The 18486-nt window shown below is 60.8% G+C and carries 17 protein-coding genes; 6 read left to right on the forward strand and 11 right to left on the reverse strand.

The window, feature by feature from the left end:
• Positions 1 to 52: 52 nt before the first annotated feature.
• Positions 53 to 979, reverse strand: coding sequence for a drug/metabolite exporter YedA (yedA, locus tag ACYZTW_RS29320; RefSeq protein WP_462002823.1), 927 nt, complete (start codon positions 977 to 979; stop codon positions 53 to 55).
• A 162-nt stretch (positions 980 to 1141) separates the two neighbouring features.
• Here yedA and ACYZTW_RS29325 point away from each other — a divergent pair, with 162 nt between their 5' ends.
• Entirely contained in the window at positions 1142 to 1594 is a 453-nt protein-coding gene (locus ACYZTW_RS29325) for an Lrp/AsnC family transcriptional regulator (protein WP_046048737.1), read from the forward strand.
• 128 nt (positions 1595 to 1722) lie between these two features.
• Here the strand turns inward: ACYZTW_RS29325 and ACYZTW_RS29330 are convergent, their stop codons facing one another.
• The 3 genes from ACYZTW_RS29330 to ACYZTW_RS29340 form a co-directional block, all read right to left on the reverse strand.
• Complete coding sequence (locus tag ACYZTW_RS29330; protein WP_462002824.1) at positions 1723 to 2334, reverse strand: 3'-5' exonuclease; 612 nt, start codon at positions 2332 to 2334, stop codon at positions 1723 to 1725.
• Positions 2335 to 2356: 22 nt separating this feature from the next.
• A complete protein-coding gene (locus ACYZTW_RS29335; RefSeq protein ID WP_010467410.1) occupies positions 2357 to 2836 on the reverse strand; it encodes a LabA-like NYN domain-containing protein in 480 nt (159 codons plus the stop codon).
• Between the two features lie 214 nt (positions 2837 to 3050).
• Complete coding sequence (locus ACYZTW_RS29340) at positions 3051 to 3806, reverse strand: DUF2076 domain-containing protein (protein WP_462002825.1); 756 nt, start codon at positions 3804 to 3806, stop codon at positions 3051 to 3053.
• Positions 3807 to 3981: 175 nt separating this feature from the next.
• Here ACYZTW_RS29340 and ACYZTW_RS29345 point away from each other — a divergent pair, with 175 nt between their 5' ends.
• Together ACYZTW_RS29345 and ACYZTW_RS29350 are read left to right on the forward strand one after the other, a co-directional pair.
• A complete protein-coding gene (locus ACYZTW_RS29345; RefSeq protein WP_462002826.1) occupies positions 3982 to 4656 on the forward strand; it encodes a YciC family protein in 675 nt (224 codons plus the stop codon).
• Between the two features lie 257 nt (positions 4657 to 4913).
• Positions 4914 to 5993 carry an endonuclease/exonuclease/phosphatase family protein gene (locus ACYZTW_RS29350; RefSeq protein WP_462002827.1) on the forward strand — a complete coding sequence of 360 codons (1080 nt, stop codon included), beginning with the start codon at positions 4914 to 4916 and terminating at the stop codon, positions 5991 to 5993.
• A gap of 142 nt (positions 5994 to 6135) precedes the next feature.
• Here ACYZTW_RS29350 and ACYZTW_RS29355 read toward each other — a convergent pair whose 3' ends face one another.
• The 5 genes from ACYZTW_RS29355 to ACYZTW_RS29375 form a co-directional block, all read right to left on the reverse strand.
• On the reverse strand, positions 6136 to 6972 hold the full coding sequence (locus ACYZTW_RS29355; protein ID WP_046048732.1) for an ABC transporter ATP-binding protein: 837 nt from the start codon (positions 6970 to 6972) through the stop codon (positions 6136 to 6138).
• Entirely contained in the window at positions 6960 to 7763 is an 804-nt protein-coding gene (locus tag ACYZTW_RS29360) for an ABC transporter permease (RefSeq protein WP_033054201.1), read from the reverse strand. The genes ACYZTW_RS29355 and ACYZTW_RS29360 overlap by 13 nt, the downstream gene beginning before the upstream one ends.
• Before the next feature lie 9 nt (positions 7764 to 7772).
• Complete coding sequence (locus tag ACYZTW_RS29365) at positions 7773 to 8759, reverse strand: ABC transporter substrate-binding protein (RefSeq protein WP_462002828.1); 987 nt, start codon at positions 8757 to 8759, stop codon at positions 7773 to 7775.
• Positions 8760 to 9141: 382 nt separating this feature from the next.
• Entirely contained in the window at positions 9142 to 10512 is a 1371-nt protein-coding gene (locus ACYZTW_RS29370; protein ID WP_462002829.1) for an aspartate aminotransferase family protein, read from the reverse strand.
• A gap of 31 nt (positions 10513 to 10543) precedes the next feature.
• Positions 10544 to 12037, reverse strand: coding sequence for an aldehyde dehydrogenase (locus tag ACYZTW_RS29375; RefSeq protein ID WP_462005863.1), 1494 nt, complete (start codon positions 12035 to 12037; stop codon positions 10544 to 10546).
• 225 nt (positions 12038 to 12262) lie between these two features.
• Here ACYZTW_RS29375 and ACYZTW_RS29380 point away from each other — a divergent pair, with 225 nt between their 5' ends.
• The gene (locus tag ACYZTW_RS29380; RefSeq protein WP_462002830.1) at positions 12263 to 13183 is read left to right on the forward strand and encodes a LysR substrate-binding domain-containing protein; all 921 of its coding nucleotides are present in this window, start codon (positions 12263 to 12265) and stop codon (positions 13181 to 13183) included.
• A gap of 172 nt (positions 13184 to 13355) precedes the next feature.
• On the opposite strand, the gene hrpB is transcribed toward ACYZTW_RS29380, so the two are convergent.
• Entirely contained in the window at positions 13356 to 15872 is a 2517-nt protein-coding gene (gene hrpB, locus ACYZTW_RS29385; protein ID WP_462002831.1) for an ATP-dependent helicase HrpB, read from the reverse strand.
• A gap of 109 nt (positions 15873 to 15981) precedes the next feature.
• Here hrpB and ACYZTW_RS29390 point away from each other — a divergent pair, with 109 nt between their 5' ends.
• Both ACYZTW_RS29390 and ACYZTW_RS29395 read left to right on the forward strand, forming a co-directional pair.
• Entirely contained in the window at positions 15982 to 16401 is a 420-nt protein-coding gene (locus tag ACYZTW_RS29390; protein WP_046056587.1) for a hypothetical protein, read from the forward strand.
• Positions 16402 to 16442: 41 nt separating this feature from the next.
• Positions 16443 to 17348: a cation diffusion facilitator family transporter gene (locus ACYZTW_RS29395; RefSeq protein ID WP_462002832.1), complete on the forward strand. Its 906-nt coding sequence runs from the start codon at positions 16443 to 16445 to the stop codon at positions 17346 to 17348.
• On the opposite strand, the gene ACYZTW_RS29400 is transcribed toward ACYZTW_RS29395, so the two are convergent.
• The gene (locus ACYZTW_RS29400) at positions 17333 to 18385 is read right to left on the reverse strand and encodes a DUF6515 family protein (RefSeq protein ID WP_462002833.1); all 1053 of its coding nucleotides are present in this window, start codon (positions 18383 to 18385) and stop codon (positions 17333 to 17335) included. The genes ACYZTW_RS29395 and ACYZTW_RS29400 overlap by 16 nt on opposite strands.
• Positions 18386 to 18486: the final 101 nt, after the last annotated feature.

Raw genomic sequence — 18486 nt, forward strand, 5'->3', positions numbered from 1 at the left:
GAAAAATCAGCGCGGGTGTGCAAAACGAGTGTGCATTGGCGCGCAGTTTACCCTAATTCACACGGGATTCTGTCGGCACCGCTATGGCAGGTTGAACGGGAGCTCGACGCCACTGCGGCAACCCGATCAACACCACGGCACTGATGATCACCAGCATCGCCAACCCTTCTTCAATACCAATGGTCTCGCCAACGAACACGATCCCCAGCAACACCGCCACCGCCGGGTTGACGTAGGCATAACTGGTGGCCGCCGCCGGACGCACGTTTTTCAACAGGTACATATAAGCGTTGAAGGCGATGATCGAACCGAAGAAGGTCAGGTAGGCCAGGGCCGCCCACCCTTCGATCGGCGGCATGCGTTCCAGATGCTCACCGCTCAGCGCACTGCCGATCAACAACGCCGCACCGCCGACCAGCATTTCCACGGCACTGGCCATCGCGCCCTGGGGCAGCGGCAAGTGTTTGCTCCACACCGAACCGAATGCCCAGGAAGCTGCCGCGAATATCAGCAACATGGCACCCAGCGGACTCGATTGCAGGTTGGAACCTAGGTTGAGCATGGCAATGCCGATCAAGCCGAGAACAATCCCGGCCCATTCGAGACGGGTATTACGCGCCCCCCAGAAATATCCGCAGAGCAAGGTAAACAGCGGCACCGTCGCCACCGCCAATGCAGCGACGCCGGAAGCCACCCCCATGTGTTCGGCCACACTGACCCCGCCGTTACCGCACGCCAGCAGCAAAATCCCGATGATCCCCGCCGCTTTCCACTGCGCCCAGGTCGGTGCCGGCGCCCCGCGCCAACGCAGGAACGCGTACATCAACGTCCCGGCGATCACGAAGCGGATGCCGGCGAGCAGCAGCGGCGGCCAGTATTCCACGCCGATGCGAATCACCAGGTAAGTCGAGCCCCAAATCACGTACAACGCGAAAAAGGCAGCGATCAACGGTAAGGGAAAACGGCGTAGGCCAGGCATGGGGCAGCTCGTAGGCAAGGCAAGTGAACAGCTATTCTAGAAAGGCCAGCGGCGTAAAATAAGTTACAAAACCTGTTTATAGCACCGGTACACTTTTCAAAACACGGAGATTTCCGTCATAAACCGTGTTTTCGAAAGTCAGTCATTTTCAGGAGTACAACGATGGATAAATACGATCGCATGCTCCTCAGCGCCCTGCTGGAAAACGGTCGTGCGTCCTACGCCGACCTGGCGCGCAAGGTCAACCTGTCCGCCCCGGCCGTGGCCGAACGCGTAGCCAAACTGGAAGCCTGCGGGGTCATCACGGGTTACCAGGCGAAAGTCGACATGGCCAAACTTGGCTTGCCGATCCAGTGCGTGATAGAACTGCGCTTGAACCAGCACGGTAATCAGAAGGCCTACGACGACCTGATCAAAATCCCACAACTGACCGAGTGCCACCGGGTGACGGGTGATCCTTGCGTGATCATGCAAGCGGCCGTGGGTTCGATGCCGGAGCTGGAAGAGTTGATCAACCGGATTGCCAAGTTCGGGTTCAGCAAGACCTCGATCGTGCTGTCGAGTGCGATAGAGAAGCGTGTGCCGCTGGGGCAGTTGGAAGGTAAGCCGATCTAATATCCCAGGAGATCGAAATGTGGGAGCGAGCCTGCTCGCGAAAGCGGAGTGTCAGTCGACATCAACGTTGAATGGTAGATCGCCTTCGCGAGCAGGCTCGCTCCCACAGGGGATCGGTGGTCTTTCTGTCAGAACCCGCGATGGCGTTTGAGATGCTCATTGATCTTCGCCGCCGGTACTTTCTGCAAGCTGACCAGCAGATCATGGGACAACTCCCGCAACCCGTGCCTCAGCCTCAGTTCCTGCGCCAAATGCGCCGTCAGATTGGCCGCCATCTCGGCATCGGCCATGGCCCGGTGAGCTTTACCGGTATGAGGCAGGTTGGCGAACGTGGTGAGGGTGCCGAGTTTGTGGTTCGGCGCGGCGGGCATCAAACGGCGGGCGAGTAGCAGCGAGCAGGCAAAGTTCTGCAAGCGTGTGCGTTTGATACGCCCGAGTTCAAAGTCCCAAAATTTCTGGTCGAACGCGGCGTTGTGGGCCAGCAGCGGTGTGATGCCGACGAATTCGTTGACCTCATTCATCACCTGCTCGGCCGACGGTGCGGTGCGCAGCATGGCGTTGCTGATACCAGTGAGTTGTTCGATGAAGGCCGGGACGCGCACGCCGGCATTCATCAGGCTCTGGTAACGCTCGACGATGCGCCCCTGCTCAAGGATCACCACGGCAATTTCCGTGGCCCGGCAGCTGCTGCTCGGGGAGATCCCGGTGGTTTCAAAGTCGATGACTGCTATGCGTTCCAAACCTGTTTCAACTCCGTAAAAATCAATTCTTGAGCAGCAACGCGCCTTCGATCGGCACGTAGCGGCTGGCGGCACGGATCAGCGAGTTGGCCGTCAGGCCCGGCACGCCGTAGGCCACTGCTTGCACCCCGTGCTTGGTGATGATGCGCTCCAGCAGCATGTCGAAATCACCGTCACCGGAAGCCAGCACCACTTCGTCGACATGGTCGGCGGCGTCCATGATGTCGAGGGTGATGCCCACGTCCCAGTCGCCTTTGGCCGAGCCATCGCTACGCTGGATGTAGGGCTTGAGCTTCACAATGAAACCGAGGTTGCGCAGGATCTGCTGGAATTGCTGTTGTTTGCTGTCGCCGCGATCGATGGCGTAGGCATAGGCCTCGACGATCTCGCCCTGTTTGCTGATATCAGCCCACAGCGCGGCATAGTTGAAATGACAACCATAGGCCTGACGCACGGTGTAATAGAGGTTCTGAACATCGGCGAACACTGCGATTTTTTTCACCGGTCATCCTCATTAGCGCGCCGGAGCGCGGGCAGGATCAGGCACCAGGCCCGAAAAGTTGCCCAGTATGCCAGCCTGAAGGATTGTTCCGCGAATAATCGGCCATGTGGCGAGGGAGCTTGCTCCCGCTGGGGTGCGAAGCGCCCCCTTGCTTTAGAACCTCAGGGGCCTGCTACGCAGTCCAGCGGGAGCAAGCTCCCTCGCCACAGATGAATCAGACGAAGGAATCGTCGTCGCCGCCGAAGAACGATGAGCTGTCATCGCTGTAGTCGGCGTCGGTAAAGCCGCCCTGATCACTGGAGTTGTCAGCCACGCGCTGATCGTCGCCCCAGCCCTTGTCACCGCTCTGATCGTTAACCTGAGCCGGCTCTTCCTTGATCACTTCAACCACTTCCGGCTGCTGATTGTGATGGAACAGGCTGCTGATGCCTTGCGCCAGCATCACGCCACCGGCCACACCGGCGGCGGTTTTCAGCGCACCACCGAGGAAACCGCTCCCGGCAGGCTGTTGCGGGGCGTAATTCTGCTGAGGCGGCGCTGCACCGAAGTTCTGTTGTGGCGGCTGCGAGTTGAACGACGGCCGCGCCGGTTCACGCCAGCCGCCACCGCTCGATGCGGGTGGGCTTTGGGTGGGCGCAGGCTGCGGATCACGGGAACCGCCACCGAAGATGCTCGACAAGAAGCCACCGCTGCTCGGTGCCGGAGTAGCCGGCTGAGCCTTGGCCGATTGCAGTTCGGCTTGCAATTGCTGGACTTGCTGGGCGAGCTGTCTGTTCTGTTCGTCGAGACTTTTGATGGCGGCCTCTTGCACCAGAATCGCCTGGGTCATGAAATAGCCTGCCGCGGGCTGGCGAGTCAGGTGTTCCTTGATCCGCGCCTCGGCCTGGGCGTCGCGCGGGGCTGAATCCGTTTCGGCCTGTTGCAGCCGGGAAAACAGTCCATCGATCAGGGTTTGTTCTTCGCTGTTCATGGCGACCTCGTAGATTGCCGGGAATATCTGCCCTATCCACTGTGGATAAGGTACTCATCCGTAATGGAGGCTGATACAGGATGTTTCAATGGTCTTTACCGAACGTTTACGTTTGCGCCCCAAAGCGCTTCATCGGTTAAAGTGGGCCACTGCTTACAACCTGCGATACCGACTGATGAATTCGTTCGATGTGCTGCGTGACTCTCTGTACTTCTTCAAGCGCAATCTGGGCCAGATCGTGCGGCTGTGCCTGCCGCTGGTGATCTTCGAGGCGGTCCTGCAACAAGTGGTCGACCACTCCACGGAGCCGGACAGTTTCCCCGGCATCAGCGTGATTGTCGGCTTGCTGGTGTATCCGCTGTACACCGCCGCGCTGATTCTGTTTCTCGATGCCCGCAGCCGTGGCGAATCGCCGCGCAACCGCGACCTGCTGGCGATGTCCGCGACCCTGTGGCCGCGCTTCGCCCTGCTCACCGCGCTCAATACCTTGCTGATCCTGATTGGCTTGTCGCTGTATTTCCTGCCGGGCATCTGGCTGATGGTGACCCTGGCGTTTGGCGAGTACCTGCTGGTGCTGCGCGGCCTGGCGCCACTGGCGGCGATGAAGGAAAGCCTGCGCCTGACCCGCGGCCATTTCCTGCGCATTCTGGTGTGCATTCTGTGTGTGATGGGTCCGTTGTGGGTGCTCAAGGGCGCGACGCTTGCGGTCTACCCCGAACCGCAGAACCCGGTGATTTCCCTGCTGATCGACAGCGCCCACAGCTTCCTGCAACTGTTCACCAGCGTGGTGCTGTTCCGCCTGTTCATGCTGATCAGCGATGTGCCTGAAAAGATTGATCGACCGCTTTGAAAAACGACGCGCCCCCTTGTAGCAGCTGGCGAAGCCTGCGTCCGACTGCGCAGCAGTCGTAAATCCGGCGCACGAGGTTTGCCTGATGCACCGTGAGCAATGATTTTACGACTGCTTCGCAGCCGAACGCAGGCTTCGCCAGCTGCTACGGAGTCTGTATTACAGCTGATTGATGGGCATGCCGTTTCACCCTTGGGATTACACCCGACGCTCGGTTATGCTCGGGGTCAACTTTTGTAACGCTATTAAGCCGAGCCATGACCCGTCTACTGCGCTACACCCTGCTGGGCCTGTTGATCGTGACCGGCCTGATTGCCTTGCTGATCTACAACCTGACCTGGCGCCCCGAAGCCAAGGAAGCCTTACCGGTCAGTTGCAACGCCAAGGCACCGACGCTGGTGCCCGGTCAGGCGCTGAAGGTGATGACCTGGAACGTTCAGTACCTGGCGGGAAAACGCTACGTGTTCTGGAATGACCTGGCGGCCGGCAATGATGAAAAACCCACACCCGAAGACATGGCCTTCAGCCTCGATGAAGTGGCCCGGGTGATCCGCGACGAGCAACCGGACGTCGTGCTGCTGCAGGAGCTCGATGACGGCGCCAAGGCCAGCGATTACCAAAACCAGTTCAAGCTGCTTCAGGAGCGAGTCGCGGACCTGTATCCGTGCACCGCTCACGCCTTCGACTGGAAAGCCGACTTCGTGCCTGAGCCGCACATTTTCGGCAGCGTCGGCCGGCAACTGGCCACCCTCAGCCGCTACCAGATCGAACATGCCGAACGCCTGCAATTGCCGATCGCACCGGCCAATGTCATCAGCCGTCAGTTCAAACCGAAAAACGCCTTGTTGGTCACGTATCTGCCGTTGAGCGACAAGGGGCAGATAGCGGTGTTCAACACCCATCTGGACCGCGTCATCCAGCCTGACGAAACGCTGCAATCTCAGGTAACGGCGGTCACCAAAGTCCTCGACAAGTTCGAAAGCCGCGGCACGCCGTGGTTGATCGGTGGGGACTTCAACTTGTTACCGCTGGGGCAATATCGACGCCTGCCCGACGCACAACGCACGTCCTACTCCGCCGACAGCGCGCTGCATGTGCTGTGGGATAAATACCCGATGATCCCGACCAACAACGAAGCCAGCGGCATCGACCGGGCGCAGTGGCTGACTCATTACCCGAACGATCCGGGCTTGAACGGCCCGGACCGGACTGTCGACTACCTGTTCTACAGTCCGCGGATCAAACGGGTTGAGGCGACGGTGAGGCAGGACGACACCTTGCGGATCTCCGATCACCTGCCGGTGATCGCCCGTTTCCTGTTGCCGGCAGCACCTTAACTTCGGGCCAACGCAAAACCTGTGGGAGCGAGCCGGCTCCGGGCGGCGTTCCGACGAAAGCGGTGTGCCAGGCAACATCAATGTTGAAGGTACTGCCGCCTTCGCGAGCAGGCTCGCTCCCACAGGGATAGATAGCGCACGGTCAATGTTCCTCCTCCAGCTCATCATGCAATAACCCGAAGATCTTGCGTTTCATATCGATAAACGAGCGCTCCATCACCATGTCCAGGGTCCGTGGGCGTTCGATCGGCACGTCCAGAATCTGCTTGATCCGACCCGGCCGTGCGCCCATCACGTAGACCCGGTCGCCCAGCAGAATGGCCTCGTCGATATCGTGGGTCACGAACAACACGGTCTTCTTGCTGTTGCCCCAGACCCGCAACAACAGCTGCTGCATTTGCAGGCGCGTCTGGCTGTCGAGCGCACCGAAGGGCTCGTCCATCAGCAGGATTTGTGGGTCGTTGGCCAACGCTCGAGCAATGGCGACGCGCTGCATCATGCCGCCGGACAGCTGCTTGGCGTAGTTGTCGGCGAACCCGGTCAGGCCGACTTCATTGACGTAGTAATCGACGATCTCCTTGCGCTGAGCGGCCGCCATGCCGCGACGCTTGAGGCCGAACTCGACGTTCTGCCGCACAGTCAGCCACGGGAAAAGCGTATAGCTCTGGAACACCATGCCACGATCCGCACCCGGTCCTTGAACTTGCTGGCCACCGACGTAGATCTCGCCTTCCGTGGGCTCATTCAATCCGGCGGTGAGGTACAGCAAACTCGACTTGCCACAGCCCGAAGGCCCGACCAGTACGGCGAATTGCTGATCCGGCACTTCGAACGACACCTGATCCAGCGCGGTGAACACGCCACCGTCGGGCTTTTGATAGCGAAGGCTGACCTTGTCCACTTGCAGCCGTGGCGCGGCGTGCACCGGGGCGGCCTGTGGCGTGACGAAACGAGGGTTGACGGCGCTTACTGAGCCCATGCGGCGATCCTCAGACGTAGGAAACGGAACAGTTGATCGGTGACCAGGCCCAGCAGGCCGATGATCGCGATTGCCAGGAAAATCACATCCACTTGAAAGCCGCGCATGGCTTTGAGGCTCAGATAGCCCAGGCCACTGGAAGCCGCGACCAGCTCGGCAACCACCAGGTAAGTCCAGGCCCAGCCCATGGTCACGCGCAAGGTGTCGAGCACACCCGGCAACGACGCCGGGGCGATCACATGCAGCACCGCATCGCGGCGGTTTGAACCCAAGGTATAAGACGCGTTGATCAGGTCCTTGGAGATGCCCTTGGACACGTCCGCGATCATCACCAGTTGCTGGAAAAACACGCCGAAGATGATCACCGAGACCCGCTGTTCCAGACCGATACCGATCCACAAAATGAACAGCGGCACGAACGAGGTCACCGGCAGGTAGCGGATGAAATTGACCATCGGCTCGAGGAACGCCTGAACGATGCGAAAGCTGCCCATCAGCAGCCCCAACGGCACCGCCACCAGCGACGACACGATAAAACCGACCATCACCACTTCGACGCTGGCCCACACGTGCTGGCCGAGCGTGCCGTCGCGGCTCAGGCGCACGGCGGCCTCGACCACCGCGCCCGGTGTCGGCAGGAACATGCCCGGCACCACGCCGCCGTAAGACAACCCGGCCCACAGGCCGACCAATAACACCCAGGCCAGACCGCTCGCGCTCCAAATCACTGACACCGGCAAGCCGGTCTTGGGCGTGATGCAGCGGCTCAGCCATGAATTGCGCTTGAACATGCAAACCTCCTAGAGCGGGCTGACGAAGCGGTTATCGATCAGGTCGTCATTGCTGACGTTGTAGGGTTTGCCCTGCAATTCGCTGGCGGTCTCGTTGGCCAGTTTGATCAGCGGCTCGCTGTCACCCGGCTTGCCCGGCGAGCCGAGGAGTTTTTCGCTCATGGCCTGATCGTAGAAGCGCACGCCCTGCGCGGCAGCGGCCAGTTCCTTCGGATCGGCGAGGTAGCCGCCGACGCCTTTGGCCATGATTTTGTAGGCTTGCTCCGGGTGATCCTTGGTGTACTGGACCGCCTTGTACAGACCGGCCACCAACGCCTTCACGTCTTCCGGCTGCTTTTCGATGACCGTGCAGTTGAGCGCGACCACGTCGACAATCACTCCCGGCGTGCTACTGCTGTCGATCAGCACCTTGCCTTGTTGCTTGCTGCGGACCATCGACAGATGCGGCTCCCAGGTCACGGCGGCCGGCACGCGACCGGCGATGAACGCAGTGGCGGCGTCGTCGGCCGTCATGTTCTGCACGGTGATGTCACTCATGGTCATGCCGTGTTTTTTCAGCAGGTAAGACAGCCAGAACTGAGAGGTCGAACCTTCGTTCACCGCCACGGCTTTGCCCTTCAGCTCCTGCAGGCTTTTGACGTCCTTGCCGACCAAAACACCGTCGCCACCATGGCTGTCATCCAGTGCGGCCACTGCTTTGAAGCAAAATTGCGGACGGTATTTGAGCACCTCGTCGATGGTCGACGCCGAGCCCGATAACTCGCCCGAAGCTTGTGCGGCCATGTACATCGAAGCCTCTTCGACGACGGGCAATTCGACGGTCAAACCGTTTTCCTTGAAGTAGCCCAGATCCTGAGCCAGGTAGAGCGTGCCGTAACCGACCCACGTGGTGTGGCCGATAGAGAGGGTGCCGGCCTGGGCGCTGGTAGCGACCGTCGCGGCGATGGCGGTGACCACCAGTGGATGTGCGTAGCGGGTAAGCAAGGACTTGATCATGGAGCACTCCCAAAGCTGTTGATTTAGTTTTGTCATGGGCAGTACGGCCAGCGGCCATGGAGAAGAGCTGCCACCTGAGGTCTCTGATGGACCTTTCGGTGAGCAGCGTTTGGCTGACTGGCGAGGTCGATGGTGGCCCAAGGCGGGGATTAGGAAAATTAGGAAATATGTCGATGGGAGTGATGAAAAAACTGGGTAGTGCGCACTGCGAAAGGGCGGGGTTGGCGAGGGTGCACGGGGTGGGTGCAAGACTGGGGAAATGTGCTGAATGGGCAAAAGCATTCGCGAGCAGGCTCGCTCCCACAGGGGATCTGTGTCGAACACAATTCCACTGTGGGAGCGAGCCTGCTCGCGAAAAGGTCCGAAGGACCTTCCGGCAATGTCAGAGTCTGCCAAATTCCTGCGCCGTACGATCGACCGCTTTAAGGGTTTTGCCAACCAACTCATCAACCTCTTCCCGACTGGCAATCAACGCCGGCGCCATGATCATCCGCCCCAACGTCGAGCGAATAATCACCCCCTCTTCAAACCCAATCGTGCGGCAACGCCAGGCAATATCGTTCTCGTTGGCAAAGCGCTTGCGACTGGTTTTGTCCTCCGCCAATTGCAACGCCGCCACCATACCGACACCCTGAATATCGCCCACCAACGGGTGATTGCCGAACACCTCGCGCAAGCACTGTTGCAGGTACGGCCCGATGTCATCCTTGACCCGCGTCACCACCCCTTCATCGCGCAATGCCGTGAGGTTGGCAATCGCCACCGCGGCTGCCACCGGGTGCCCGGAGTAAGTCAAACCGTGGGCAAACACCCCGCCCCGCTCCACCAGCACCTGAGCCATTTTCTTCGACAGAATCAGCCCGCCCATGGGGATGTAACCGGAGGTCAAACCCTTGGCGATCGACAACGTGTCCGGCTCGAAACCGAAGTGCTCGTGGGCGAACCATTCGCCGGTGCGACCGAAGCCACCGATCACTTCGTCAGCGCACAACAGCACGTCGTACTTGTGGCAGATCCGCTGAATTTCCGGCCAGTAACTCTCTGGTGGAAAGATCATCCCGCCGGCGCCCTGGAACGGTTCGGCGATGAACCCGGCGACCTTGTCCGCACCGAGTTCGAGAATTTTCGCTTCCAGCTGCTGCGCCGCTCGCAGGCCAAATTCAGCCGGGGTCAGATTGCCCTCGTGGGCGAAAAAGTACGGCTCATCGATGTGTTCGATGTCGGGAATCATGCCGCCCATTTCGTGCATGAACTTCATGCCACCGAGCGCCGTCGCCGCCAGGGTCGAGCCGTGATAACCGTTCCAGCGACCGATCATGATTTTCTTCTCGGGCTTGCCGAGGATCGTCCAGTAACGGCGCACGGTGCGGATCAGCACCTCGTTGGCTTCGGAGCCTGAGTTGGTATAGATCGCGTGGCTGTAGTGCCCCGGCAACAGGCTGAACAGCAGCTCCGAGAGCTCGATCACCTGCGGGTGAGTGGTGTGGAAAAACATGTTGTAGTACGGCAACTGCTCCAACTGCCGGGACGCGGCGGCGGCCAGGTCCTTGCGCCCGTAACCGAGGTTGGTGCACCACAGCCCGGACATGCCGTCGAGGTAACGCCGACCATCGTTGTCCCACAGGTGCAGACGCTCGCCACGGACCATCACCCGAGGCCCTTCATCGTTGAGCGCTTTTTGATCGACGAATGCGTGGATGTGGTGCGCAGCGTCGGCGGCCTGGTAGTCGCGGGTTTCACGTGGTGTGGTCATCGCCAGTTCTCCGTTTTGTTATTAGCGGCTGTTATGAGCGCAGCTGAAACCAGGTGGTCTTCAACTGGGTGTATTTATCGAATGAATGCAGCGACAGGTCGCGGCCGAAACCGGATTGTTTACCGCCACCGAAAGGCACGGTCACATCCAGCGCATCGACGCTGTTGACCGACACCGTGCCGGCTCGCAATTGCCGCGCCACGCGGTGGGCACGATTGAGGTCGTCGGTCCACAGCGACGCGGCCAAACCGTAGACGCTGTCGTTGGCCAGCTGCAAGGCGTGGGCCTCGTCATCGAACGCCGTGACCGCCAGCACCGGGCCGAACACTTCATCGCGAAACAGCGGCATGTCCGGGCTCACGCCGGTGAAAATGGTCGGCTGAATGAAGTTGTCGGAGCCGTTGAAAATCGACTGGCGACCGCCACAGAGTTTCGTTGCGCCTTGGCGTTCGGCCTGCTGGACGAACTTCATGATGCGTGCCGTCTGGCGGCTGTCGACAATCGCCCCGGCGCGGCTCGACGGGTCCAGCGGATCACCCGGTTGCCAACGTTCGGCCTGCACTTTGAGGCGCTCGACGAACTCATCATGAATCGAACGTTCCACCAGCAACCGCGAGTTGGCCGAGCAGACTTCGCCCTGATTGAAGAAGATCCCGAACGCGGCTTTCTGTGCAGCCAGATCCAGGTCCTGACAATCGGCGAACACCAGATTGGCGCTCTTGCCGCCGCACTCCAGCCACACCTGTTTCAGGTTCGATTGCGCCGAGTACTGCATGAAATATTTACCGACTTCGGTGGAGCCGGTGAACACCAGGCAATCAACATCCGGGTGCAAACCGAGGGCTTTGCCGGTCTGCTCGCCGAGCCCCGGCAGCACGTTCAGCACGCCGGCTGGCAGGCCGGCTTCCAGCGCCAGCTCGGCCAGCCGCAGGGCGGAAAACGGAGACTGCTCGGCGGGTTTGAGGATCACCGAATTGCCCGCCGCCAGTGCCGGTGCGAGTTTCCATGCAGCCATGTCCAGCGGGAAATTCCACGGCACCACGGCAGCGACCACACCCAGCGCTTCGCGGGTGATGGTCGCCAGCACGTTCTGCGCGCTGGGGGCGATCTGGTCATAGAGTTTGTCGAGGCTTTCGGCGTACCAGCGAAACACCCCGGTGGCGCCTGGCACGTCGATGTTGTAGGCGTCCATCACCGGTTTGCCCATGTTCAGCGAATCGAGCAGCGCCAGTTCTTCGCGATGGGTCATGATCAGATCGGCCAGGCGCAACAGCACGTGCTTGCGCTCATTCGGCGAACGCGCCGACCAGGTTCCGGACTCGAATACTTGCCGCGCATTGCGCACCGCGGCGTCCACGTCTTCATCGCCGCACGCGGCCACGTTGGCCAGGCACTGGCCGGTGGCGGGGTTGATCGCGGCGAAGGTCTGCCCCGACTGCGCCGTACGGGGTTTGCCGTCGATCACGGCTTGATCGGGAAATTGCAGCGCGGCGGCTTTGCTTTGCCAATTGGTAAGCTCGAACACGTTCAGATGCTCCATGGGCTTTCTTGTGGATTGGATGGTGGCCCAGGCCTGTGTCCAGGAAAAATAGTAAAAATGTCTTCGCAGACCATGAAAAAACTGGGCAGCTAATCTCCCCGGTGGCGCGGTATGTGGTTATTGTTCAGGCATAACAACACCGTCGTCAGAACGGATGCGGGCGGCTCGCAATTTGCTTGGATGTCGAGACCATCCACCCCGAGGTTTGCCGTGGCTGCCTACAACCTGCGTCAATTGAAGTACTTCATCACCACCGTCGAATGCGGCAGCGTCGCCGAGGCCTCGCGCAAGCTGTACATCGCGCAACCGGCGATCTCCACGGCGATCAAGGGCCTGGAAGACAGCTTCGGCGTGCAACTGCTGATTCGTCATCACGCCCAGGGCGTGTCCTTGACCCCCAGCGGCGCACGCTTCTACCGCAAGGCTCAGGAACTGCTGCGCATGGCCAAGGAGTTCGAACAGAACGCCCTGGCCGACAACGACGTGGTGGCCGGGCAAATCGATATCGGTTGCTTCGAAACGGTCGCTCCGCTGTACCTGCCGCAGTTGATTGCCGGGTTCTCGGCGCTGTATCCAGGGGTGAAAATCCGCATCCGCGACGGCGAACAGCAAGAGCTGGTGCAAGGCCTGACCTCGGGCACCTTCGACCTGGCGATCCTGTATGAACACGACCTCGACGCCACCATCCAGACCGAACCGCTGATGCCGGCGCAGCGGCCTTATGCGTTGCTGCCAGCGGATCATCGCTTTGCCCAACTCAAGCAAGTGTCGCTGCGTGATCTGTGCCTGGAGCCAATGATTCTGCTGGACGTGCAACCGAGCCGGACCTACTTCGTCAGCCTGTTCGAGGAGTTGGACCTGACGCCTAACATTGCCTTCAGCTCACCGTCGATCGAGATGGTCCGGGGCATGGTCGGGCAAGGGTTCGGCTTCTCGATCCTGGTCACCCGGCCGCATTCGGAATGCACCTATGACGGCCAGAAAGTGGTGTGCGTGGACATCGTCGAAGACGTCACCGGCTCAGGGCTGGTGGCGGCGTGGCTCAAGCGCGGGCAGTTGACCAAACCGGCGCAGCTGTTTGCCGATTATTGTCGGGAGCAGCTCACCGCGAAGGCCACGACAAGAATCTGAGTCAGGTGAGCCCCTGTGGCGAGGGAGCTTGCTCCCGCTCGACTCTGCGCAGCAGTCGCAAAACCATTGCATGCGGTGCATCTGACGCATCCAGGTGGCTGATTAAGGGGCCGCTTCGCGGCCCAACGGGAGCAAGCTCCCTCGCCACAGGTTTTGTGTTCGGCCTTAAGGATTATTTGCGGGGTTTGATTCTCGCGGTAGCCTCGGCCACCAGCGGATCATCCGGCCAATAATGCTTCGGATACCGCCCTTTCAAATCCTTCTTCACCTCGGCATACGTACTGCGCCAGAAGTTCGCCAAATCCTGCGTTACCTGCACCGGCCGCCGCGCCGGGGACAGCAGATGCAACTTCACCACTTGCCGGCCACCGGCAATGCGCGGGGTTTCCGCCAGGCCGAACAACTCCTGCAACCGCACCGCCAGAATCGGCGGCTGCTCGCTGTAATCCAGACGAATCGATGAACCCGACGGCACGCTCAGATGATGTGGCGCCAGCTCATCCAGCCGTTGCGGCAGCGGCCACGGCAACAGGTTATGGACGATGCTCGACAGGTCCAGATTGGCGAAGTGACTGAGGCGCGAGACTTTGCCCAAATAAGGCATCAACCAATGTTCGAGGCTTTTGAGCAGGGCGGCGTCGCTGACATCCGGCCATTCACTTTCACGCTTACTGTTGAGGTCCAACTGTCGCAACAACGCAACCCGCGCCTGCCACTGACGCAGCTCCGGGGTCCATGGCAACAGTTCCAGACCTTTGCGCCGCACCAGATTCACCAGTGCCTGACTGCGAGCAGTTTCGTCGAGGCCCGTCAGCGGTTCACGGCTGAGGATCAACTCGCCAACCTTGCGCTGCCGCTCGGCGCGCAACACGCCTTCACGCTCATCCCAATCCAGTTGATCGACGCAACGCACCTGTTCGGCCAGCACCGAGTCGAACAGCGCCGGATCGAAATCCGCCGCCAGATAAATCCGTTCTTCACGCTGGCCCTGACGACTGCCGAGATCGGCGATCACCAGCCACGGTTGCTTCATCAAACTGTCGGTTTCGGCGAACAGTGCTGCGCGGCCGTTGGCCAAACGATACTCCGCGCCACCGGCCCGGCGCTGTTGGGCAACTCGATCGGGATAGGCCAACGCCAGCAGTGCGCCGAGCCAGCGCGGATGATCCGGATCGCCGACCGGTTCCGACGCCTTGCCCCGCAGATAACCGCGATATTGCCGCGCCAATTGCCGGGCACGTTGCACGCCACCCTGAGCGCCGCGTGCGGCCCGTTCTTCGCCGGACAACAGCACCAGTCGGCTGTGCAGATCGGCTCCAGCACCGCGCAAGATATCTCGCTCGCCGAGCAAGGCCGCTACATCACAGGCCATGTCGGCCAAGCCAAGCGCCTGACCGCGCAACAGCAAATGCGCGATGCGCGGATGGGCCGGTAGTTCGGCCATGGCCTGACCGTGACGGGTCAGCGCTTCGCCGTCCAATGCGCCCAGGCGATCAAGCAAGTCCTGAGCCTGTGCATAAGCGGCCGCTGGCGGCACGTCGAGCCAAATCAATTGCCCCGGTGTCACGCCCCAGCGACCGAGCTGCAACGCTAATCCGGCAAGATCCGCCGAGAGGATTTCCGCGCTGGCGTAGGCCGCCAGTTGTTCGTGCTGATCTTGCGACCACAACCGATAACACACACCCGGTTCCAACCGCCCTGCCCGGCCCGCGCGCTGAGTGGCACTGGCTTTGGAAATACGCTGAGTGTCGAGGCGGGCCATGCCACTGCCCGGATCGAAACGCGGCACCCGCGCCAGCCCGGCATCGATTACCACGCGCACGCCGTCGATGGTCAGGCTGGTCTCGGCGATGTTGGTCGCCAGCACCACTTTGCGTTTGCCTGCGGGGGCCGGATCGATCGCCGCGCGTTGCGCGGCAAGATCCAGTTCACCGTGCAACGGGCAGAGCAGGACTTGCGTGCTCTCGCCCAGTGCATCGGCAAGTTGCTGATGCACCCGACGGATTTCCGCTTGCCCCGGCAGAAACACCAGAACGCTGCCGGTTTCGTCATTCAAGGCGTCGAGAATGGTCTGCACCAAACGCGGTTCGATGAATTCACCGGGCTGGAACGGTCGGCCCCAGCGCATCGCCACCGGGTACATGCGGCCTTCGCTGCGCAGGATCGGCGCGTCGTCCAGCAACCCGGCCAGGCGTTCGCCTTCCAGGGTTGCCGACATTAATAGAATTTTCAGTGGCTGATCGTCACGAAACAGCTCGCGGCCATTCAGGCTCAAGGCCAACGCCAGATCGGCGTCGAGGCTGCGCTCGTGGAATTCGTCGAAGATCAGCAGGCCAACGCCTTCGAGTGCCGGGTCGTCTTGCAAGCGTCGGGTCAGAATCCCTTCGGTGACCACTTCGATGCGGGTGTTGGGGCCGACTTTGCTGTCGAGACGAATGCGATAGCCGACGGTTTCGCCGACCTTCTCGCCCAGTTCACTGGCCAGACGCTCCGCCGCCGCCCGCGCGGCCAACCGGCGCGGTTCGAGCATCAGAATGGTCTGCCCGGCCAACCAGGGCTCATTGAGCAAGGCCAACGGCACGCGGGTGGTTTTACCGGCGCCGGGCGGTGCTTCGAGCACGGCTTCGTGGCGTGTAGCCAAGGCTTCACGCAGGGCGGGTAAAACTTCATCAATCGGCAAAGAAATCATGCTGGCTCCAAAACAGAGCGGCGAGTATAACGGCGAACTGCTCGGCGTTAATGACGGTCCTAATTCATACAGGCGTCCTTTCGTTTTGAAATTACCCAGGAGATTTCATATGCGTGTTCCCTTTCGCTTGATTGGCGGTGTATTGGTCGCGACGTTGCTGACCCAGGTGACCGCTTGCGGATCGATTTTCTACCCTGACCGTCGTGGTCAGATCGACGGCAAGATCGACCCGGCCATCGCCGCGCTCGATGCCGTGGGTCTGCTGTTCTACATCATTCCCGGCCTGATCGCGTTTGCCGTGGACTTCGCCACCGGCGCGATTTACTTCGAGCCCGGCAAGACCGCCCAGGTGGCCCCGGAAAAACTCAAGGAAGCCATCGGCGCCGATGGCAAGGTCGATAACCACAAATTGCAGACTATTCTCGAAACCGAACTGGGCCGCAGCTTCCCGCTGGATGACCCACGCCTGATCCAGCACAAGGGTAGCGCGCAGCAACTGGCCATGTTCGGCCTGCAACCTGCCGCGTAATCCGTGCCTGTGAAGGAACACTTAAAGGACAAGCCACCCCTATGATCGCAAGCTCCGAACATGCCCGCCTGCTGCGGCTGGCGACCCGTGCCTCGGTGGCGGTGGCGTGCACGCTGATCGTCGCCAAAGCCATTGCCTGGTGGTTGAGCGGTTCAGTGAGCATGCTCGCCGGGTTGACCGACTCGACCCTCGACGGCGTCACCTCGCTGCTCAACCTGCTCGCCGTGCATTACGCCTTGCGCCCGGCCGACGATGATCATCGGTACGGGCACGGCAAGGCCGAGTCGCTGGCGGGCATGGCTCAGGCGTTGTTCATTGGCGGCAGTGCGGTGCTGATTGCCTTGCAGGCGATTGATCGACTGAAACACCCGGAACCGGTGGGGGCGCCATGGATCAGTATCGGGGTGATTGTGTTTTCCCTGGTGCTGACCCTGGCCCTGCTGATGTTGCAACATCGCGTCGTCAAGGCGACCGGCTCCAACGCGGTGCGCGCCGATTCCCTGCATTACCGCTCGGACCTGCTGCTCAACGGCAGCATTCTGGTGGCGCTGGTGCTCGCCGGGTTTGGCTGGCATCAGGTCGACCCTTGGTTCGGTTTGGGGATTGCCGCCTACATTCTCTGGAGCGCGATTCATATCGCCCGGGAAAGTTTTGCCGTGCTGATGGATGAAGAATTGCCACTGGACGTCAGCCAGCACATGCTCGAACTGGCCTGCAGCGTACCGGGAGTCTTGGGGGCGCACGACCTGCGCACACGGATTTCCGGTAACCAGTGGTTCGTGCAGTTGCACCTGGAATTGCCGGGGGATTTGACCCTGTCAGTCGCTCACGGCATCAGCGACCAGGCCGCCGATGCGATTCACGCGGCTTATCCGCGAGCCGAAGTGCTGGTGCACGCCGACCCGCAGGAAGTGGTACTGGCAGACAGGGCTCAGAAAGAAACCTGATAACCGCGACTGCTCAGACAGTTGCCCTGGGCCTGGCGGTAGGCTTGTACCACCGACGGGTCTGGCTGATAGGTGGCCGTTCGCGGATCGAAGCCACTCTGCTGCACCGCGTATTGATAGCACTCGTAACCATCCTGATTGACCTGCTCTGGCGACTGACCGTTGGCCGGATACGCCACCACGTCATAACCATTGCTGACCGGTTGCGGCTGCGGTTCCACGGGCGGCTCGACCACGACGTAATCCTGAGTGCTTTCTTCGTAGGCGTAGTAAGAGCCGGCCGCGAGAAATAACAGCGCACCGCCGATCCACACTTCACGGGCGTAATCGGGCATGTAGTGGACGCGAATCCCGCGTGGCGGTTGAACCACCACGTAACGCGGGCCTTGTGGGCGATACCAGTAGCCGCCGGAGTAGAAGTAATCCTGACCTCGGTACGGCACACGGTAATCACGGTCCGGGAAGCGATCGATCACATGACCGGGGCGATACTGCGGGCCTGAGCCCCAGCCATTACCGTGCCCGTCCGGGCGACCGGCCCAGCGATGATCATCGGGACGCGGACCGTTGTTCTGCCAATGCGCGTTGTTATCATTGCGCCGCGGAACGTCCTGATAGTAGCCACGCTGCGGCTGCTGGGTCTGGCGCACGGTGTCGGGCCGGCCCTGGATCGGCAGGTCATTGGCCGGTAGTTGCGGCGGTGGCGGTGGTGATCGAACCGGACTGTTGTAGTCGTGCGCCGGACGGTCCTGCCGTTGACCGCCGTTCTGATTCTGGCCGTTGTGCTCGAACTGACGGTTGTTGTCGCCACGAATGATGTCGTTATTCTGCTGACGCGGCTGATTATTCTGTTGTGGGTTGTTCTGCGGGCGTGGCTGGTTATTGCCGCCATGGCCCTGATTGTTTCCCTGATGACCGTCCGACCCGCGCTGCCCGCCATCGGGGCCACGATTTTGCGGCTCATCGGCCAGGGATTGCGCAGTGACACTGATACACAACAAACCAACACCGGCCAAACGCCAGATGCGCGACTTCATGCTTTTCCTCACTGCGGGTTAGGGCCTGTACGTAAGACTGGGAAAGCACGGGCCGGTTCTGCAACAGGTTATCAGTCGCGCAACTTATTTATTGAGCGCGG

It is taken from the genome of Pseudomonas sp. LB3P25 (assembly GCF_054897985.1).